This window comes from Planococcus sp. VCh962 (genome assembly GCF_057748275.1).
The window spans coordinates 1-18,480 of the sequence record NZ_JBYLHS010000009.1; the positions used below are offsets into that span (position 1 = coordinate 1).

At 43.8% G+C, this 18,480-nt stretch carries 14 protein-coding genes; 2 read left to right on the top strand and 12 right to left on the bottom strand.

Annotation, left to right across the window (positions count from 1 at the left end; translation table 11 throughout):
• Positions 1-107 precede the first annotated feature (107 nt).
• The 7 genes from AC3AQ9_RS17730 to AC3AQ9_RS17760 all read right to left on the bottom strand — a co-directional run bounded on the left by AC3AQ9_RS17730 (position 108) and on the right by AC3AQ9_RS17760 (position 12,209).
• A complete protein-coding gene (locus AC3AQ9_RS17730) occupies positions 108-1,559 on the bottom strand; it encodes an alpha-amylase family glycosyl hydrolase (protein ID WP_488308813.1) in 1,452 nt (483 codons plus the stop codon).
• A 310-nt stretch (positions 1,560-1,869) separates the two neighbouring features.
• On the bottom strand, positions 1,870-2,241 hold the full coding sequence (locus AC3AQ9_RS17735) for a YisL family protein (RefSeq protein ID WP_488308814.1): 372 nt from the start codon (positions 2,239-2,241) through the stop codon (positions 1,870-1,872).
• A gap of 69 nt (positions 2,242-2,310) precedes the next feature.
• Positions 2,311-3,210 (bottom strand): fumarylacetoacetate hydrolase family protein, encoded by a 900-nt coding sequence (locus tag AC3AQ9_RS17740; protein WP_488308815.1) that lies wholly within the window; start codon positions 3,208-3,210, stop codon positions 2,311-2,313.
• Positions 3,211-3,253: 43 nt separating this feature from the next.
• Positions 3,254-4,432, bottom strand: coding sequence for a DUF418 domain-containing protein (locus tag AC3AQ9_RS17745; RefSeq protein ID WP_488308816.1), 1,179 nt, complete (start codon positions 4,430-4,432; stop codon positions 3,254-3,256).
• A 10-nt stretch (positions 4,433-4,442) separates the two neighbouring features.
• Positions 4,443-8,048, bottom strand: coding sequence for a helicase-exonuclease AddAB subunit AddA (gene addA, locus AC3AQ9_RS17750; protein WP_488308817.1), 3,606 nt, complete (start codon positions 8,046-8,048; stop codon positions 4,443-4,445).
• A complete protein-coding gene (gene addB / locus AC3AQ9_RS17755) occupies positions 8,026-11,502 on the bottom strand; it encodes a helicase-exonuclease AddAB subunit AddB (protein WP_488308818.1) in 3,477 nt (1,158 codons plus the stop codon). Before addB ends, addA begins: the two co-directional genes overlap by 23 nt.
• A 77-nt stretch (positions 11,503-11,579) precedes the next feature.
• Positions 11,580-12,209 carry a TVP38/TMEM64 family protein gene (locus AC3AQ9_RS17760; RefSeq protein WP_488308819.1) on the bottom strand — a complete coding sequence of 210 codons (630 nt, stop codon included), beginning with the start codon at positions 12,207-12,209 and terminating at the stop codon, positions 11,580-11,582.
• A gap of 407 nt (positions 12,210-12,616) precedes the next feature.
• Here AC3AQ9_RS17760 and AC3AQ9_RS17765 point away from each other — a divergent pair, with 407 nt between their 5' ends.
• Positions 12,617-13,309 (top strand): AzlC family ABC transporter permease, encoded by a 693-nt coding sequence (locus AC3AQ9_RS17765; RefSeq protein ID WP_488308820.1) that lies wholly within the window; start codon positions 12,617-12,619, stop codon positions 13,307-13,309.
• Positions 13,309-13,620, top strand: a complete 312-nt coding sequence (locus AC3AQ9_RS17770) for an AzlD domain-containing protein (RefSeq protein WP_488308821.1) — start codon at positions 13,309-13,311, stop codon at positions 13,618-13,620. The genes AC3AQ9_RS17765 and AC3AQ9_RS17770 overlap by 1 nt, the downstream gene beginning before the upstream one ends.
• A gap of 31 nt (positions 13,621-13,651) precedes the next feature.
• Here the strand turns inward: AC3AQ9_RS17770 and AC3AQ9_RS17775 are convergent, their stop codons facing one another.
• The 5 genes from AC3AQ9_RS17775 to AC3AQ9_RS17795 all read right to left on the bottom strand — a co-directional run bounded on the left by AC3AQ9_RS17775 (position 13,652) and on the right by AC3AQ9_RS17795 (position 18,477).
• Positions 13,652-13,909 carry a CsbA family protein gene (locus tag AC3AQ9_RS17775; protein ID WP_488308822.1) on the bottom strand — a complete coding sequence of 86 codons (258 nt, stop codon included), beginning with the start codon at positions 13,907-13,909 and terminating at the stop codon, positions 13,652-13,654.
• A gap of 14 nt (positions 13,910-13,923) precedes the next feature.
• On the bottom strand, positions 13,924-14,967 hold the full coding sequence (locus tag AC3AQ9_RS17780; protein ID WP_488308823.1) for a PDZ domain-containing protein: 1,044 nt from the start codon (positions 14,965-14,967) through the stop codon (positions 13,924-13,926).
• Between the two features lie 199 nt (positions 14,968-15,166).
• Complete coding sequence (locus AC3AQ9_RS17785) at positions 15,167-16,273, bottom strand: trans-sulfuration enzyme family protein (protein ID WP_488308824.1); 1,107 nt, start codon at positions 16,271-16,273, stop codon at positions 15,167-15,169.
• 12 nt (positions 16,274-16,285) lie between these two features.
• Positions 16,286-16,864 carry a peroxiredoxin family protein gene (locus AC3AQ9_RS17790; RefSeq protein WP_488308825.1) on the bottom strand — a complete coding sequence of 193 codons (579 nt, stop codon included), beginning with the start codon at positions 16,862-16,864 and terminating at the stop codon, positions 16,286-16,288.
• A 176-nt stretch (positions 16,865-17,040) separates the two neighbouring features.
• Positions 17,041-18,477, bottom strand: a complete 1,437-nt coding sequence (locus tag AC3AQ9_RS17795; protein ID WP_488308900.1) for a murein hydrolase activator EnvC family protein — start codon at positions 18,475-18,477, stop codon at positions 17,041-17,043.
• Positions 18,478-18,480 lie beyond the last annotated feature (3 nt).

Below are 18,480 nucleotides of genomic sequence, written 5' to 3' on the forward strand. Positions count from 1 at the left end.
AAACCTTCACTATATTTTGCCATATAAAAAACACCCCAAAAGTTAGATTTGGACTCTAACTTTTGGGGTGCACTACCTACCCTCTTGAGGTACTGGTTTCTTTTGCCTTATTGAAGCTTTTTGGAAGCTTCGTCTGCTTTCCGCTGTTTCCCTTTTCTCCATACAATCAAAAGGAAAAGCATAAAGATGATGTATAACGCGGCCAATGCTGCAATATAAGCCTTATTAAAGCCTGTTTCTTCTGTAACATGGAAAGTTTCACCAATTTCCCGATCTAAAGAAATTCGGTACTCGCCATTGGCTTCTTGGCGCACGCGGTCGCTTTCGAATAATCCCTGCAATTCTTTGTCACTGCCAATCACATCAGCTGGTATATTGATGCTTTTTGTTGATGACGTATTGTTAATAGCAACAATCCATGTTTCTTCATCGTTAAAGCGTTTATATACCAACCAGCCGTCTTCCTCCATTAGCACTTCCGTCTCTCCGCTGCGCAGAGCAGGAGAAGAGTTGCGAAGGGTAGTCAAGTTTGTAATATGATCGATTATTTCTTCATCTACAGCCAGATTCAGAAGTTGATGGGACTCCGGCAGAGTTGCTCCATTCATGACGGTTTCCGTACCATATTGCACTACCGGAATGCCCGGCATCGTCAATAATTGGGTAAGGATTAAGCGCATGCGTGTCGGCGGAAAACCTCTTTCTTCCACTACATCGGCGATGAAGCGTGAACTGCGGAGCGAATCCATCCGGATCAGGTTTCCATTACTTCCTTCTAGTAAAGCTGGTATTTTCGAGGTATCTTGGTCGAACTGCTTATAAGAGTTCCGCAGCACTTCTTCCCCTCCAGGCAAGACAACTGCATCCAATCCAGGCGCAGGCTCCATTTCTACATCGTTTATCAGATAAATATCCCGAATATCTTTCATCGCTTTAGAAAACTTCTCTATAAAACCGCTATCCAGTTGATCAGCATCCTGCAAGCGCAGTCCATCCACATCGTATTGGCTGATGAATTCGCTAAACGCTAAAATTAATGCATCCTGGGCTTCAGGGTTTGCGGTATCCAACGACAATGTACCGTCTTCATTCTCATTGAACCATTCCGGATTTTCCGTTGCCCAGATATGCTCTTTACTAACGTTTTGGGTCGGGACATCAACCATAAGTTTGATGTCTTGCTCATGAACTTCTTTTATCAGGTTTTTCAGTTCTTCTTCTGTTCCAAAATGACGCTCAAGCTGAGTGTAATCCAGCACTTCTTTTCCATCATATGTATCGGATGCGAAAACTGGTCCAATCGATAAAAGAGTAAAGCCCATTTCTTTTACATGAAGCAGCTGATCGGCTATCCCAGCAAAGTCTCCGCCATTAAATGCCGCCGGATCTACAGCGTTTACTTCATAATCATTTTGTATCTGTTTATTAAAATACCGGTCTACCAAAACATCGTATATAATCTCATCTTCAATCGTCTGCTCTTCTTCAGCTGCAGCCGGTTGAATCGGGCTTATTGCTAACATCCCTGCCAAAAAGCCTAAAATCCATTTTGCTTTCAATCTAAAATCCTCCCTCAATGAGGCGTATTTATTGCATTCCACCCGGTTAATTCTAACAAAATCACATCATCACTGCTATGTATAATTCTTAAAACTACCGCAACCTGCCCTACTTTCGTCTAATCTGTGAATTTCCTCAGAAAAATGAAAGTTTTTGCATGAAACGCCAAACGGTATCATCTAGTAAAGAAATTGCACTTCCATAGCTGACTGGTAAAATGAACAGTTCTCTCAGCTCTGATTCTTTTGAGACTCCCCATCCCCCATCTGTATTACTGCATAAAAAAAAGGCGCCATAAGCGCCAATTTTTTAAAACAGATCTAATCCAATCGGCAATAGGAAGCCTAGGAACATGGTGATAAACAGAAATACTGCAAATAACACCCAGAACATCGTCACCGGCTTCTGTTTTTTCGAACGAACCAGTACCATTTCCATCATACCGATTGTCAGTAAGCCGAAAAGGAACTTCAGGCCGTACATCATGGCATCTGAAGAAGAATATTCAATAAACAAAGCCAGACCTGTAATCAGAGTTAACACATAAAACAAACGCGAAATCATATGCGTAATTTTACGGCCTTTGCTTGCCGGGTTCATGAAAGCGGCTACTAAGAATAGCACGATTGCGATGACCCAAGTGGTAATGTGTAGATGTGTAGAATTAGTTAAGAAGTCCAAAACGTCACCTCATTTGATTTAGTCTTTTCCAGTTTAGCACAACTGGAAGGCTAAAAGACATGTTTGCCGTTATGACAAATGTGTGACGAGCGTGCCGATTGATTCGATAGAAACTTTTACCGTATCTCCAGCTTTCAGGAATTTCGGCGGATTAAAGCCTTTGCCGACTCCAGCCGGAGTTCCAGTCAAAATAACATCTCCCGGCTCCAAAGTAATATATTTGGAGACTTCCGCAATGAGATCATCCACTCTGCGCATCATATCACCGGTGTTGCCATTTTGGCGGACTTCGTCATTTACTTTCGTGACGATCGATAAATTCTGTGCCTGAGGAATTTCATCTTTTGTCACAAGATAAGGTCCCATCGGGCAAGAGCCTTCCAGGCTTTTTCCTAAAAAGTACTGCTGATGCTTGCTTTGAAGATCACGTGCAGTTAAATCATTGGCAATCGTATAGCCAAAGACATAATCATATGCCATTTGTTTTGGAATGGACTTTCCTTTTTTGCTGATGACCACTGCCAATTCCCCTTCATAGTCGTAGGAGTCCGTTAAATCACTATGGACGGGAACAGTTTGTTCATCTGCAGCAATGGTCTGTGGCGTTTTTGTAAATACAACTAAATCTTCAGGCGCTTCCGCTCCCATTTCTTTTATATGATCCGCATAATTTTTGCCGATGCAAATAATATTCTTTGGAGTTCTTGATATAGGTGCTAACCATTCGATATCCGAAAAAGAGTGTTTGAATTGCCCAGGGTTTTCAGATTTTGCCGCAGCTTCGGTCAACTTGCGAATCTGTTCTACAAATTCCATTCCCTGTGGTACTCCTTCAATCAGCCGCTCCGGGAAAGATGGCAATACTTCAAGTTCTTTCTGAATTGCTAAAACGTCCCATACAGCTTCCTCTTTTTTCACTTTTGGTCCAAAACGTTCTTCTCCTTCAAATCGAAAAGATAACAGCTTCATTCGTCAAACACTCCTTTTCTATGATTCCATTCATTATACACATTCAGCGTTTTGAATTGTTGTTTTTTTCTAAATTTCTTCCGTATGTCATTCTTCTTGATAAATATTCCAGAGGCCCTTGAGCATATTTTGTTAACCAAAGTTCAGCAAAAATCAGCTGGATAGCAAATATCCCTAAAGCGATCCAGGTACCCGTTAAGACATCCACTTGGCCGTATAGGCCTAACCCATAAGAATAAAAGATAAAAGTAGCGATAACGGATTGGCTTAGATAAGTTGTCAACGACATGCGGCCTGCTTTTGCAACAGGGCTCAACAACTTCCGCATGCGGCGGTTCTGTGCAATCAGCCCGATTAGTGCAGCATAGCCGATTGCCACAAGCGGCCCCCCGAAGATATCCTGCAGGTATCTAAAAGCATAATTATTATCAATCAAAAGCGGCGTCGCTTTTAATAATAATCCGATAATAAGCGCAACAGCCGCTAAGCTGACCCATCCCTTCCGAAACTCGCTGGCGCGTTCAATCAATCGGACTTTTGCCGCTGCAGCACCAACCATCAAAAATGGCAAGATAGTTATAATCAAATAAAGGTAACCGCTTGGATTATTGCTATGCATCCAATCAGAAAAACGCTGGCTGAAAATATCAGCAAAAGTCCCTGTCGGATAAGCTGCAAGGGAACTTTGCACCGCTTGCATGCCTGTATAGATATTTGGATCAATTGAAACCGCAATAAACATCAAACCTAATAGAAAAGCATGCGGAATAATATAGATGGCAGCTCCAATGGCCAAAAGCCATGCTGGCTTCAGGCGAAGAAAAGCCAGCAGGAAAAATCCTGTAATAGCATACGTAATTAAAATATCACCATACCAAATCAGAAATGCATGGATAATACCGAAGCCGAGAAGGATCAACAGCCGTTTGCTTGCTACGGGCAGAAAGGGCTGCTGTCTTTTTTGGGCTTTCATGTACTGCATTGCTAAACCATACCCGAATAACATAGAAAATAACGGATAAAAGCTGCCTTGAATAAAGATATCGATAAATCCGAATACTACGGTATCTGACGGACCGTCAAACCACGTATAAGGATCGATATATGAAAACGGTGAATGGAACGCCAGCATATTGATGAGCAGAATTCCCAAAAGCGAAAAGCCTCTCATCAAATCAATTGCTTCTACACGTTCATTTAAAGCTACGGGTTGTAATTTCACAAAAATCCTCCTAAATTTTCACTGTCTGCTTTGCGGCAAACAAGTATAAAAGGCGTTCTTTGATCGGAATTTGCAAGATCGCTTCCACCGCTTCTTGATAAACTGCTAACTGAACGCCGTACCTAGCAGCCATTTCTTGGTCAATATTTGGCATCTGGCCGATTTTATCCGTTTTGTAATCGAGCAAGACCCAGCCATCTTCTTCTTCAAAAATACAGTCCACAATCCCTTGAATAATTTGGCGGTCCCCTTCCAAATCTTCTTTTGAATACGTAAAAGGAACTTCCCTTTTGATATTTTTTGAATTTGATAAGCGCTCTGCTAAATCACTGCCGAAAAAAAGTTCAATGTCATTTATATTGACCGCCTTCCCTTCTTCCGGCGATAAAATTTCCATGCCCACCAGTGTTTCAACAAATTCTTTGATTTCAGGGGCTGCCATCTTTTTGTCTAATGGGATATGCTGCATAACGGCATGGACAGCAGTTCCGATGTCAGCAGCCGACAAGCTTTTATCTTGCATAAAATCTGGCCGGTGAATTAATGTGCGCCGCAATGGCGCATTAGCTTGAATGAACGATTCAGGTTCATTCAGCCGCTGCAGCATCTGCAAGCGTTTCATCTCTGAAACGGATTGCTTGGATCTTTTATCGACTGCATTCTGATAAGGGTAACGGAAATCAAAACGGCTTGCCACTTCTTCTGTATAGTCTTCTTCTCCTTCATGCGGCCGGAGCAACTCCTCGACGTCAATAGAAGCTGGCAGCAATGAAGTAGACTCAACAATCCGGATGTGAAATCTGGAAGCATGCGGCAAGGAACTGCTATTTCCCTGTATAATCTCTGCGGCATCCGGATGGCGTGAAACAGCTGGACCGATCCAGTCCAGATAGCCTTTTGCCCGCGACCGCATATAATCCGGAAGCAAGACAGCCGGTGAATTCACTTTCCATTTCTCGATTAAGCGCTCAATGTCTTTGACAGATGCCGTCAGATAAAGGCGCTCTTTCGCCCTAGTCATCGCAACATACAATACACGCATTTCCTCTGCCTTCATCTGAAGCTGCTTCATTTCTTTTACCGCTAAAAATGGCAAGGATGTATATTCCAAACGAGTATCTGGATTCACCGCTTTTACAGCCAATCCATAATCCTGATCAAATAAATAAGGCTTATGGAAATCCATTTCATTGAATGAACGGCCAGTCCCTGCAAAAAAGACCACTGGAAATTCCAGCCCTTTCGACTTGTGGACGGTCATTAACCGGACAACATTTTCCTTTTCACTCAGTGATTTGGCAGTGCCCAGATCGTCACCTCTGTCCCGCATCCGATCGATGAAGCGAAGGAAGCGGAACAAGCCGCGGAACGATGTTTTCTCATATTCCAATGCCCGGTCGTGCAACGCGCGCAAATTCGCTTGGCGCTGCTTGCCGTTCGACATCGCTCCAGCCATTTCGTAATAATTGGTATCTAAATACACCTGCCAAATCAGGTCAGCAAGCGAGCCCCGGCGTGCCAAATTCCGCCAATCCTCTAAATGCAGCATAAAACGGCGCAGCTTTTCTGCTGCTGCCGGATCGATGCCTGATCCGTCTTGGATGAATGTCTTGACTGCTTCATAAAATGAAGCTTGCGGTGCCGCCAGACGGATTTCCGCCAATTCATTTTCCTTAAGGCCGATAAATGGAGCCCTTAGTACAGATACGAGCGGAATGTCTTGATAAGGGTTGTCTATGATACGCAAAGTGTTAAGCATGATCATCACTTCAAGGGCATCAAAATAACCGCCTGTCAATTCTGCATACAATGGAATGCCTGCCTTCTTGAACTCATCGGCAAAATCCCCTGACCAAGTCATTGAACGCATCAATACGACAATATCGCTATATTCCATTTTGCGTTGCCCGTTTTTCCATGGATCGTAAACAAGTGTCTCCTTCTCCATCAATTCACGGATTTTCTCAGCAATATAACGGGCCTCCCATTGCGATTTAGCCAAATCTTCTTCCGGTTCTTCTTCGCTTTCCGGTTCATGGATCAAGGTCAGTTCAATAGGTATATCCTGTTCAGGATATGGAGCTTTCGTTTTTAGAGCGGCTGCTTCGTCGTAATTGATTTCTCCAACACGTTCACCCATGATTTGAGCGAAAATATAGTTGGTGCCGTCCAGAATTTCTTTCCGGCTTCTGAAATTGGCATTCAAGTCAATCCGCAGACCCGTATTTTCCGCCTCTTTCGTAAAGCGGCTGTATTTCCCGAGAAACAGCATCGGTTCAGCAAGCCGGAAACGGTAAATCGACTGTTTCACATCGCCCACCATAAATAAATTCCCGTCTTTTTCTCCACCGGATTTCACTAAAGAAAGAATTGTTTCCTGAAGCATATTAGTGTCTTGATATTCATCCACCAGCACTTCTTTAAACTGGTTCTGATAATCTTTTGCAATTGCTGAGGGTTTGCCTTCTTCACTCAAAATTTGAAGAGCATAATGCTCTAAATCCGAGAAATCGACAATTGCTCTTTCAATTTTTAGCGCTTTATACTGGTTAGCGAAGACTTTCGTCAATTCAACCAGCGTTTTCATCAATGGTGCCATTTCACGCATCTCATCAAGCAAACGTTTTGGCGTGCGTGTAAAGTAAGCTTCAAAGACATTGTTGACGATTTTTTTAACGTCATTGCGTCTCGCTTTTGCTTCTTCAGCGAGCTGAGGGTCACAGGAATCTTTGCGGATTGTAGCGGCTTTCGCCCAGCTGAACCCTTTTGAGAAGGCATACAGGCTGTCCCATGACTCTTCTAATGAATAAATCGCTGTTCGAATCAAGTCCATATCCAATTCAAATGTTTCACTGAGCAAGTATGGGCCCTCTGGCTGATTGGCCAATTCGTTCCCTTCGGACGCCAGATGCAAAGCTTCTTCAAAAGCATGACGGATCGTCATCTTCAATTCGCCGATAAAAGGCAAATCATCCACCGAAGCTCCTTCTGGCACTGCGTATAGTGCTGGCACTTGTTCAAGCCAGCGTTCAGGATCCGGGTGGACCCGTGAATAATCATATAATTTGTTCAACAGCACTTCCATCGCCTGGTCATTCCGGTCAGACGTAAAACTGTCAGCAAGCCGGTATACGGCATCCGCTTTATCTCCTTCGTATGCTGATTCCAATACGGCTTCAAGCACATCATCCCGCAGTAAAGCTGCCTCTGTTTCATTGGCAATCCGGAAGCCCGGATCTATCTCCAATAAATAAGCATATTGTTTAACCACTTGCAGACAAAATGAATGCAGCGTGGAAATTTGTGCTTTGTTGATCAGCCGCAATTGCCTGCGCAAATGCTGGGATTCAGGATTTTCAGCCACGGCTGTCTCCAGAGCCTTTAACATCCGAAGGCGCATTTCAGCCGCGGAAGCGTTGGTGAAAGTAACGACAAGCAGTTCATCCACTGATATCGGATCTTTTTCAGCCAGCACTTTTTCAATCATCCGATTGATCAAGACAGCCGTCTTCCCTGATCCTGCGGCAGCGGAAACAAGCATATCCTGGCCCTTAGCCCAAATTGCTTGCCACTGTTCGTCTGTCCAAGTAGCCTCAGTCGGTTTTATCGGAATCATCGCTTGCAGTCTCCTTTCGAATCAATTCTATTGCTTTTTCACTGCTTAAATCCGGCAGTTTTCGGTAATGCTGTTCCGGATCTGACGGATCAAATTGGCAAATGGAACGGTAGGAACAGAATTGGCACGGTGTGTCTTCTTTCACTTTATAAGGTGTGATTTGGGTATCGCCATCCAAAATGCCATTGCCGGCCTTTTGGTGTTTGTTTCGGACAAAATGGCGAATCATTTCCATGTCTTCTCGTTGTACCGTTTTAGATTGCGATTTTGAAATTTCGCCTTTCTTATTCATTCTGACTGGAATGACATTTGAAAAGCCTTCAATTTCGCTGTCCATGGCATAAATAACGTCAGGATCTTCTACAATTAAGCCGTTCATTTTAAACGATTTGGCAACTTCTTCTTCAATTTCGTCCGCGGTCATCAGCTTTGACAGCTTCAGCATCGGATTATGCATATGGAAATACAGGACCCCAGCCGGTTCCGCTTGAGTGCCAAGCCAACGGTCCGAATGAGTCAATGCAACATCCAGATATGTGAAGGTCTGCAAAGACAGCCCATGATAAACTTCACCGAGATCCAAACCTTGTTTTGAAGACTTATAGTCTACAACCCGAATATACGGCTTGCCATTGATTTCAGTAGAGTCAATGCGGTCGATGCGGCCACGCACATTCATTTTACGGCCGCGCTTTAAGGCAATATCAAGTGGAGGAATCGCTTCCGCTCCACCAAATCCCACATCCAACGCCACAGGAGAAAATCCGGTGACTTTGGCATGTCTGCTGAGCATAAAGGCTGTTTGGCGGATAATGCCTTCCAATTTATGCTGAATATACCGGTAACGGTGTGAACTGATAAGAATATGATTAACGAAATAAGGCGACAACTGTTCAATGGCGCCTTTGGCCAATTGCTGGCATTGTTTTCGGCTTAAGGAAGACCAAGAAACACCGAGCCGGCTTACTTCATCTGAAATCCACTTTATCGCTGCATGAAACAAATCCCCCATTGCTGGAGCAGCCAACTTGTATTGGTCCCGCTCTTCCAGCCGTAATCCATATGAAACATATTGGGCAAATGGACAGCTGAAATAAGTTTCAACCCGGGAGACGCTTGAAGAAACCGGCAATCCATACAGCGGTTCTGCAATCTCTTCACGCAATTGATCTGCCACATTCGGTTTAATCGGCTCTACTATCCGTTCGACCACAGACGCCCAAAATGGGTCTTCCCGGTAATATGAAAGTACTGCCCGCCATTCCGGCGCGAGCTCCCCTGCACGCAGCTGAGACGTCAAATACGACAGGCTGGCACGAGGATGTGATATATAAGGCAGTGGAGAAGCGTTTTTCAATTCTTCAGGATCAATCACTGCCGGTGTCATTTCCAGATTGAACATATCTTTAATCTTCTGGATGTATAACGACGGCATCAGCGCTTTTCCTTCTTCATCTGCAATCGGGTAAGAGACGGTCAAAAAATCTGACGATGCAGTGAAAGTACGATAAGCCGTATAAGTTTCATCCATCAGGCGCATTTTTGAAGTCGGAGCCAGTTCAATGCCAATTGTTGCAAACCATTCCCGTTCCGTATCGGTCAGCAGCCCTTCCTGCTCCACGCGTTGAGGCAGAACGCCATCATTCACTCCAATGACAAATACTGACTTGATATCCATAAGCCGCGCTAAATCAATTTTAGACACTGTTATTTGGTCAAGAGAAGGCGGAATGCGTGAAAACTCCAGGGTTTCAAACCCTTCATCCAAAATTTTAACTGCCGTGCCGAGTTCGACTTCCTTATCCCCGAACATAAGCACAAATTGATCCAGCACATCAATCCATTGTTTCCAGGCTTGTTCATGCTCTGTTGCAGCCAGCAAGCGGTGCTCTGATTCTTCCCGCTCTTTTAATGATTGCAGTTTCCCGTATACATTCATTTGTTCCATGAATACATAAAGGGCTTCTGCAATTTCTCTGCCCGTTGAACACTCATCCAGTTTATCCTTCAATTCTGAAAGCGGTCCTCGAATCAAATCGCGGACAGCGTGCAGCTCCATCTGTGCAGCCAATTCTTCGTCTGTCTGGATGCCAGTATGGAACTCCAAGCCCCGGTATTTTTTATAGAACCATCGCTTTTCTTCAAACCAGCGTTCGCCATAGATTCCATTGGCAATGATGAAATTCTCGAGAAGGTCACTGCGTTCCCGCCATTTCGATACACTGCCTTCCGGGAAAAATAAATCAGTTTTAACAGCACGGAATACCGGCTCGTAGGAATAATTGGACAATACGGCTTCCAGCACCGACCGGCTGAATTCAATCAGCGGATGGTGCAGCATCGATTTTTTGCGGCTGATGAAATAAGGGATATCGTATTGCGGAAAGATTGTATTGATGAGTTCATCGTACACTTCAGGCTGCCGGTACAAAATGGCGATATCCTTGTAGCGCATGCCTTCCCGTGCCTGCTGGCGAATGGAGCGCGCCATCGCGTGCACTTCCGCTCTCCGGTTGGAAGCTTCGACTAAAGAGATGGCGCCGCTTGATACCGAAGTTGCCAACGGATAGTCATCGAAGTGTTCTTCAAGATGCGCAAGTTCGGCCTTGTTGAAACGCTGCTGCATGCCCATATACACCGGCTGGTCGATATCCACTCCTTTTTTTCTAGCTTGCTCGGAAATGCGCTCGGCAGTATTGGCTGCCTGGTAGAAGATCGCCTGTTCATCCCGCGCATCAGTCCTATTGTCCAGAGGAAGGACAATTGTTACGTTCTTAGCGTACTTCATCAATTCAGAGATGATTTCATATTCACGTGCAGTAAATGCAAAAAAGCCATCAATGTAAATATCAGCGGATTTGATCGTCTCAGAAAATTTGATTTTTTCGGACAACATAGCCAAATGGCCTTCAGAGTCCACAAAAACTTTTCCGAGCCGGCTTTCCAATTCATTCAGGATGAGTTCCAGATCTGCGGCTTTATCAAGTAAAGTCCGCGGAGCTCCAGCGGATGCCAAAGAAGCCCGGATTGTTGTCAATTCTCCACAATCGACACAATACCTGGCAAACTCTTTCACTAACTGTTCAATCTGGTCAGTAAACCCTCTTTTTCCAGCTGCTCTCCGGAACAATTGAAAATCTTCCCTATGCTCTTCCAGTAAACTGCGAATCAGCATGCGATACCCGAATGTATCCACTTCTTTCCGGCTGATTCCGCCAACTTCCTGCAAGACACGCCAAGCCAAACGCTTGAATGTAGCAGCTTGGGCACGGATCATTCCGCTCATGCCATAAGCAGAAGAAAGCCGATATTCTGTTGAAAACGACATCTGATCCGGCACAATCAAAAATATCGGATTGCCATCTCTGCTGCGTTTCAATTCCTCTGCAATCTCTTCTTGGATAAACCGGGTTTTCCCTGAACCAGCCCGCCCATATACAATTCGCAATGACACAATATCACTCCCTTTCAGATAGAACGTTTGTTCTTATTATATAAGAATTAAGTCATGGTTTCCACTTTATAAGCAGTTTATAGACTTTCTTTTTTGCGTTCTTCGCTTGCTCTCCGAAAGTCCGCTTCTACTCGTTTGTTGAGCCTTTTTTCCAAAACTTTCCCTACTATGTAAAGCAGGACAATAACTACTATGACTATTGCCGTTCGGACAGGCTGTGTAAATAAAGCTTTTATATCATAGCCGACAAATGAAATCATAAAGACCATAACGAACTTACCTGCCATAACTGTCAATAAATAATAATGCCTGCTGATATTTGATAATCCCGCTACTACATTGACGAGGGCAGATGGAGTGAAAGGAAAACAGAGCAGCAGAAACAGCGGACCAAAACCATTGCGTTCCACCCAATGGATCAATTTCTCAATCTTATCGTGTTTCGTCATAAAGTTCATGAAACGGGCACGTCCATATTTCCGGACAACTAGAAAAACAGCATAAGCTCCAATGACTGTTCCTCCCCAGGATAAAAGAAACCCGATCCACAAGCCATAAGCTGTTGCATTGGCAAATACAAAGACAAACAAAGGCAAAAATGGCAGGAACGCTTCAATAAACGGCAGCAAAAAGCCGATAAGCGGTCCAAATGCCCGATATGACTGCGTCAATTCAATTATATTTTCCATGGAAAAAAAATCTGACATGTGTTTCATCCTCTAAGTTTTGTAGATTTTAAGTTATCGGCTCTTTGTTATTATTCACTATCCATTATTCATTAACCATAAATTTCCCGCAAAACAGCTTCACTTGCCACGGTTGTCTAAGTTGTTTTGCTTCAGGTCTAAGGGAGCAAACATTAAAACAGCAATCTCAATGATTTATCTTTTCTGGAAAGCCTATTCAGCAAGGCGCCTCTACAGGTGAGACGGAATATGAAAATACAACTCTTTAGCCCAACTTAATTATTTTAATAGAAAATACTGGAATTAAATACAACTTTATAAAACTGCCTTCAAAAATTGAATAGTATTTGATATGCTATATTAATTACTTTACACTCTTTCTACTCATTTGGAAAATGAGTAATACTTATACATAAGGGGCGAGTCAGATGGATGCACGTGGTTTTTCAGCCGGTTTAAAAGCCGGGATCAGTATAGCAATCGGTTATTTTCCGATTGCTTTGACATTCGGGCTTCTTGCCAAAACTACCGGCCTTTCTATAATTGAAGCGACTGCAATGAGTATTTTTGTTTTTGCTGGGGCTGCACAATACATCTCTTTATCGCTGATTGCTGCCGGTGTCTCTCCCATCGTTATTGTGGTGAATACATTTGTTGTGAATATCCGCCACTTCTTAATGACGGCCGCACTGAACGAAAAGATGCAGCCGGATGCCATTTGGAAAAAGGCTCTTTACGCTTTTGGAATTACAGATGAATCGTTTTCAGTGTTAGCTACACAAAAAGGCGGAAGGCTGCGGACATCCTTTGCTGCTGGAGTCATTGTCATTTCCTATGGCAGCTGGGTGGTTTTCACTGCAATCGGACATTTAATCGGTGCTAACCTGCCGCAGTTTCTTCAAGCTTCAATGGGAATCGCCTTATATGCCATGTTTGTCGGGCTGCTCGTTCCTTCGATGCGGGGTAACCGGAAAGTGATGAGTCTTGCAGCGATTGCTGGCATCATCAATTCGCTTTTCTATTTTACTGGCTGGTTGTCAACGGGATGGGCAATCTTGGTATCCACACTTGCTTCTGCAGTATTTATTGAATTTATTTCCCCGAAAGCGAGGAAAGCTTAATGGGTTCTTGGTTCTGGTGGATGATTTTTGGAATGGCGGCAGTCACCTATATTCCGCGCGCTATTCCGCTGACATTTTTAGAAGGGCGGGAACTTCCTGTCGCTGTCCAAAACGTTCTTAAAAACATTCCTTACGCGGTTCTTGGTGCGCTTATTTTCCCCGCCATATTTTTCATTCAGGAAGAAAATGTTTGGTTTGGCGTGTTAGGGGCCGCTGCAGCTTTTGGCTTCGCTTTTTTAGGAGCAAATGTGATGATTGTTGTATTAGGCTCTATTGCAGTCTTAGCAATTTATAGCTTGTTTTTCCTATGATCACCGCCCCAAAGAAAAAAGAAAAAGGCCGTCACTCATCTTCATGAGTTCCGGCCTTTTTTGAGCGGTTATACATATTGGAAGCGTACCAAAACCCTAAAGTTAAAGAAGCGGCATTCACGGCATATAAAAACCAAGTATTGGTGTACCCTGCATAAACTGCCGCTGCTATCAGTGCGACCGTTAAAATCAAACCAACAATATGATTAAACGTGACTCTCGTGAATAAAATAACAAACATTCCCGGCAGCAGCAGCGACAATATAAATTTCGTGAACATCGATTCCATTTATAATAAACTCCTCAGTTGACAACAATCAACCCTAATCGGTGATGATCATGCCGAAAAATTACATGCTGGCGAAGTCTCACTTCACGGCTGTGGTCGAGGACTTCCAACCGGCAATGTGCTGCATTTACTTGAATCGCTTCATATAATTCCGATTCGTTTGAGACAGACAAGCCATTCACTTTGCGAATCACTTCCCCGCGCACCAGACCCATTTTGTGTGCTGGCGAATCCGGCAGCACATCGACAATCATGACCCCTTGGGATTGCGGTGTTACTACGTGGTTTCCTTGCCGTTCTTTAGTCTCATAGTATACGGTAATTGCCAGACGGCCAACAGCGCCCAATAGAAGTGCGATAACAGCCATCGGCTCCCATAGCAGCGACACTAACGCCAATAGGGTTATTCCAATACCCAGTTTCCAGGTCATTTTGCCGATAGCGGGATATAGATAAACCGGCAAGGTTTTTCGAGCGCGGTTTTGAAATCCAAAAACAAAAGGGAATAAAATAAATGAGAAAGAGCTTTGTCCAATTGGAAGCTGCGGCCAATATGGAGCCACTGCTTCTACTAAGGAACCCGGCACTACCAGTAAAACCGGAATAAGCCACAACCGCTTAGAATCATATGCAGCAGCAGTCAATCCCCGCGGAGACTTTTGCAGCCTCGGAGAAGCTGAAGGAGCTCCATTTTTACTGATCATCAGACCTTCTGCAATAACAAAAGCGCCTGCCAGGAGGGCTACCGGCAATAGCCATTCCCATTCAACAAAATAGCCATCATAATCGATGAATCCCAGGTTGACCGACCATTCATTAAAACGGAATAGCCAACCGACTGCTACCGCAGCTGCCGCTAAATAAATAAACGACCCCACTTGATAAAATCCTGAAATCACCATAATTATGCTCACGATGCTCAAGGCAACTAACCATTCTAAAGGAACGACTAGGCCGGCACCAGCAAAGATCAACGAAAAAATCAAAGCATATTTCAAACCATCTTTCAGGAAACCCGATAATTCCGTCCAACCCCATACGATCCGCGTACGGAACATTTTTCGCTCACGCTTTACCCGAATATACCCTAGAAAAACTGCGGCTAACAGTGCTATGTATAAAAGCGGGTTAATAAAAAATCTGCCTATATCTAGTAACGCGGTCATTATCACTTTTTTTCACACCATCCTATCACTGGCAACTGACGTTTCTTACCATTGTACCAAAGAAGTAGCCCACTCTGCACTTCTTTTTAAGTTAAACGAAGGCGGCATCTAATTGCGCCAAAATATCTTCTGTTCCCTCTATGCCAGCAGACAAACGGATCACTTGCTTTGTCACGCCAATTTTCGTTTTTTCTTCATCTGACAACGCACGGTGGGAAGTTCCATAAGGATAAGAAACTGTGGTTTCAACTCCCGCTAATGTTGGTACGATTTTAATCCATCCCAGCGATGAAAAGAACTTAGAAACATCTGCAGTTTCGGGTAAAGCAAACGTTACAATTGCACCTTTCCCCGGATACCAAACTTGGACTTTATCTTCCAAGAATGCTGCAATCGCTTTTGCATTTTCAGTTTGCGTTTTCATGCGAACTGCAAGCGTCTTAATCCCCCGAAGGGTAAGCCAGGCTTCAAAAGGGCTCAGATTCATCCCCAGGTTTACAATGCGGTCTTCTGCATTGGCAATCAGCGCTGCATCGCCTACCAGCACCCCCGCTGTTACATCGCTATGGCCGCCTAAATACTTTGTTGCACTATGGGCCACTAAATCTGCTCCCAATTTATACGGATTCATTGTATAGGGAGTGGCAAACGTATTATCAATCATGACATTAACTCCATAATGTTTTTTCAATTGAGCGAGAACGGCGATATCTTCCACTCTCAAAAAAGGATTGGTGATCGATTCACTGAAAATCAGTTTGACTTCTGGATAATCGATCAATATTTGTTCGATTTCATTGATATGTGCAAAATCAGCAAAATGAACTTGTATGCCCATTCGGGTTAATTCATCTTTTAATAGATGAAATGTACCACCGTATACATCTTCAGCTGCTAAAACATGATCGCCAGCTTTTACGACTGACAAGATGCCAGCCAGAATAGCTGCCATTCCGGATGAAGCCGCCACTCCGCGAGGTGCGCCTTCCATCGTAGCAACCGTTTGCCCTAGAGCGTCCGTATTAGGATTTGCGGTACGGGAATACAGATAAGTACCATTGCCTTCATAATACCCTTCCAGCTCTTCGAGTGAAGAAAAAGAAAAAGCGGAGGTTTGATATAGCGGCATTACTTTCGGTTTAATCGTTCGTTCTTCTAGTGCTGCAGTATGTACAGCTTTCGTTTCAATCATTTCCATCATTTCAGCCCCTTATTCCAAATTGGAAACCATGTTCTCTATCATTGTTTCATCCATCGGCCCTACAATTTTGTTCTGCACTCTTCCCTTTGTATCAATCATATAACTAGTGGGAATGGTAACCGCTTGGTAAGAAGCTCCGATTTCACCCTCTAAATCCATCGGAATCGAAAAAGTCAAACCATAGTCATGGACAAACGTTTTCACCTTATCAATGCCCCGGTCTTCTGTCGTCAAATTGACCGCCAGAATTTCAACGTTTTCATCCTTCGCTTGCTCTTCATTATACTTTTGCATATGTGGCATTTCTGCACGGCATGGCGGACACCAGGTCGCCCAGAAATTTAAAATCACTTTTTTCCCTTCATAATCCGATAATTTAACAACTTCACCGTCTAAAGTGGTGAGTTCAAAATCAGGAGCAACTTTCCCTTTGGCCAAACCCTCATCCGTAGCCAAAAATTCCACATCACTGCCTAAAGCAATATTATCAAATTCAGATGTATTTTCAATATTATTCTTTACAATACCGGCTACGACGATGCCAATCATTGCAGCAATCAACAATAAGCCGAATAACTTTTTTGACATTCCACACTCACCTCATTCAAACTTCATCATACGACAAAACGCATCCACTATTCCACTGCAGAGTCCAGTTAAAATTGGCTTTTATGTGAAGGCTAGTATCACCAATGAATTACATAGACGTGAACTTCAAGGGAATAAAAACAGCCGGCATCGCTAACGATGCCGGCCGAAAATTTTTATAGAGCAATATAATTAGCAGGGTTTACTGCGTTTGTACGTGCACCATTCCATGGTCCTACATGAATTTCAAAATGCAGGTGAGATCCGAATGAACGGCCTGTATTCCCCATTTTCCCTACGCTTTGTCCTTGAGAGACCGACTGGCCTACAGATACGCCGATAGAGCTTAAATGGGCATAAACAGTTGCATGTGTCTGTCCATTGATCGAGTGGGTCACGATCACTACATTTCCGTAACCACCCATTGATCCTGCATAAGAAATATATCCGCCTGCTGCGGCTACGACATTTGTTCCGACTCCATTAGCGATATCTACGCCTTGGTGGAATTCTTGGCCAGCACCAATATCGCGCCATCCGAATTTAGACGTATAACGGCCAGATGTCGGACGGATAAAGTTAGAACTTACAGTTTGCTTCACTGCCGGCGGTGTATAAGAAGCAGCCGGTTTTGGTGCTGCTGCAGCTCTGGATGATGAAGAGCTGGACGATTTCGCACTTGCATTTGCATTCGCATTCGCTTTTTCCTGAGCTGCTGCTTCCGCCGCTGCACGTTCTTCTGCCGCTTGGCGAGCTGCTGCTTCCGCTGCCGCTTTTTCCTGAGCTGCTCTTTCAGCCGCTAATTTGCGTTGGCGCTCTTCTTCCGCTTTTCTTGCCAATTCTGCAAGTCTTGCTTGTTCATCCATGATTTGTTTCTCTAGCTCAGCGGTAACATCAATTGCTTCTTCACGTTGCTGAACCAAATTCGCTTTTTCACTTGCCAGACGTTTTTGTTCTGCTTGAAGGTCTTTCACTAAACCAGCTTGTTCAGCTTTCTGGCCATCAAGAGATGCTTTTAATCCTTCTAATTCTGCATGGCGTTTTTCTTGTTCAGCCAGTTTTGTTTCCACTTGCGCTTTTTGTTCAGCCAACAGCTTTTTATCTTCCGCTTGTTCACGCATAATTTCGCGGTCTGCATCGATTAAAGTGTTAACTGCTGAGAAACGGTCAATGAAATCAACAAAGCTGTTAGCGCCAAGCAGTACATCTATGTAATCTACAGAACCGCCGCTCAATTGAATCGCGCGTGCGCGTTCTTGCAACAAAGCTGTTCTTTCATCTATTTTACGTTTTAATTCCGCAATCGAAGCCCGTAATTCTTCAATTTCCGTTTTTGTTCGCTCAATCTCGCCTTCAACGCTGGCAATCTTTGCTTCAGTTTCTTTGATCTTTGCGTTTAATTCATTGATTTGAGCCATGATTTTTTCCAAAGTTGATTGATTTTCAGCCATTGCATTTGTTTTTTCGCTAATTCCTGAATTCAATTCGCTTTGTTGCTGTTGTGCTTCTTGTTTCTTTTGTTCCAGTTCACTTAGTTTATCAGCATCAGCTGTCGGTACTAAGACCGACAATGCTAATACAGAAGATAAACCAGTCAACATCCATTTCGACATTGG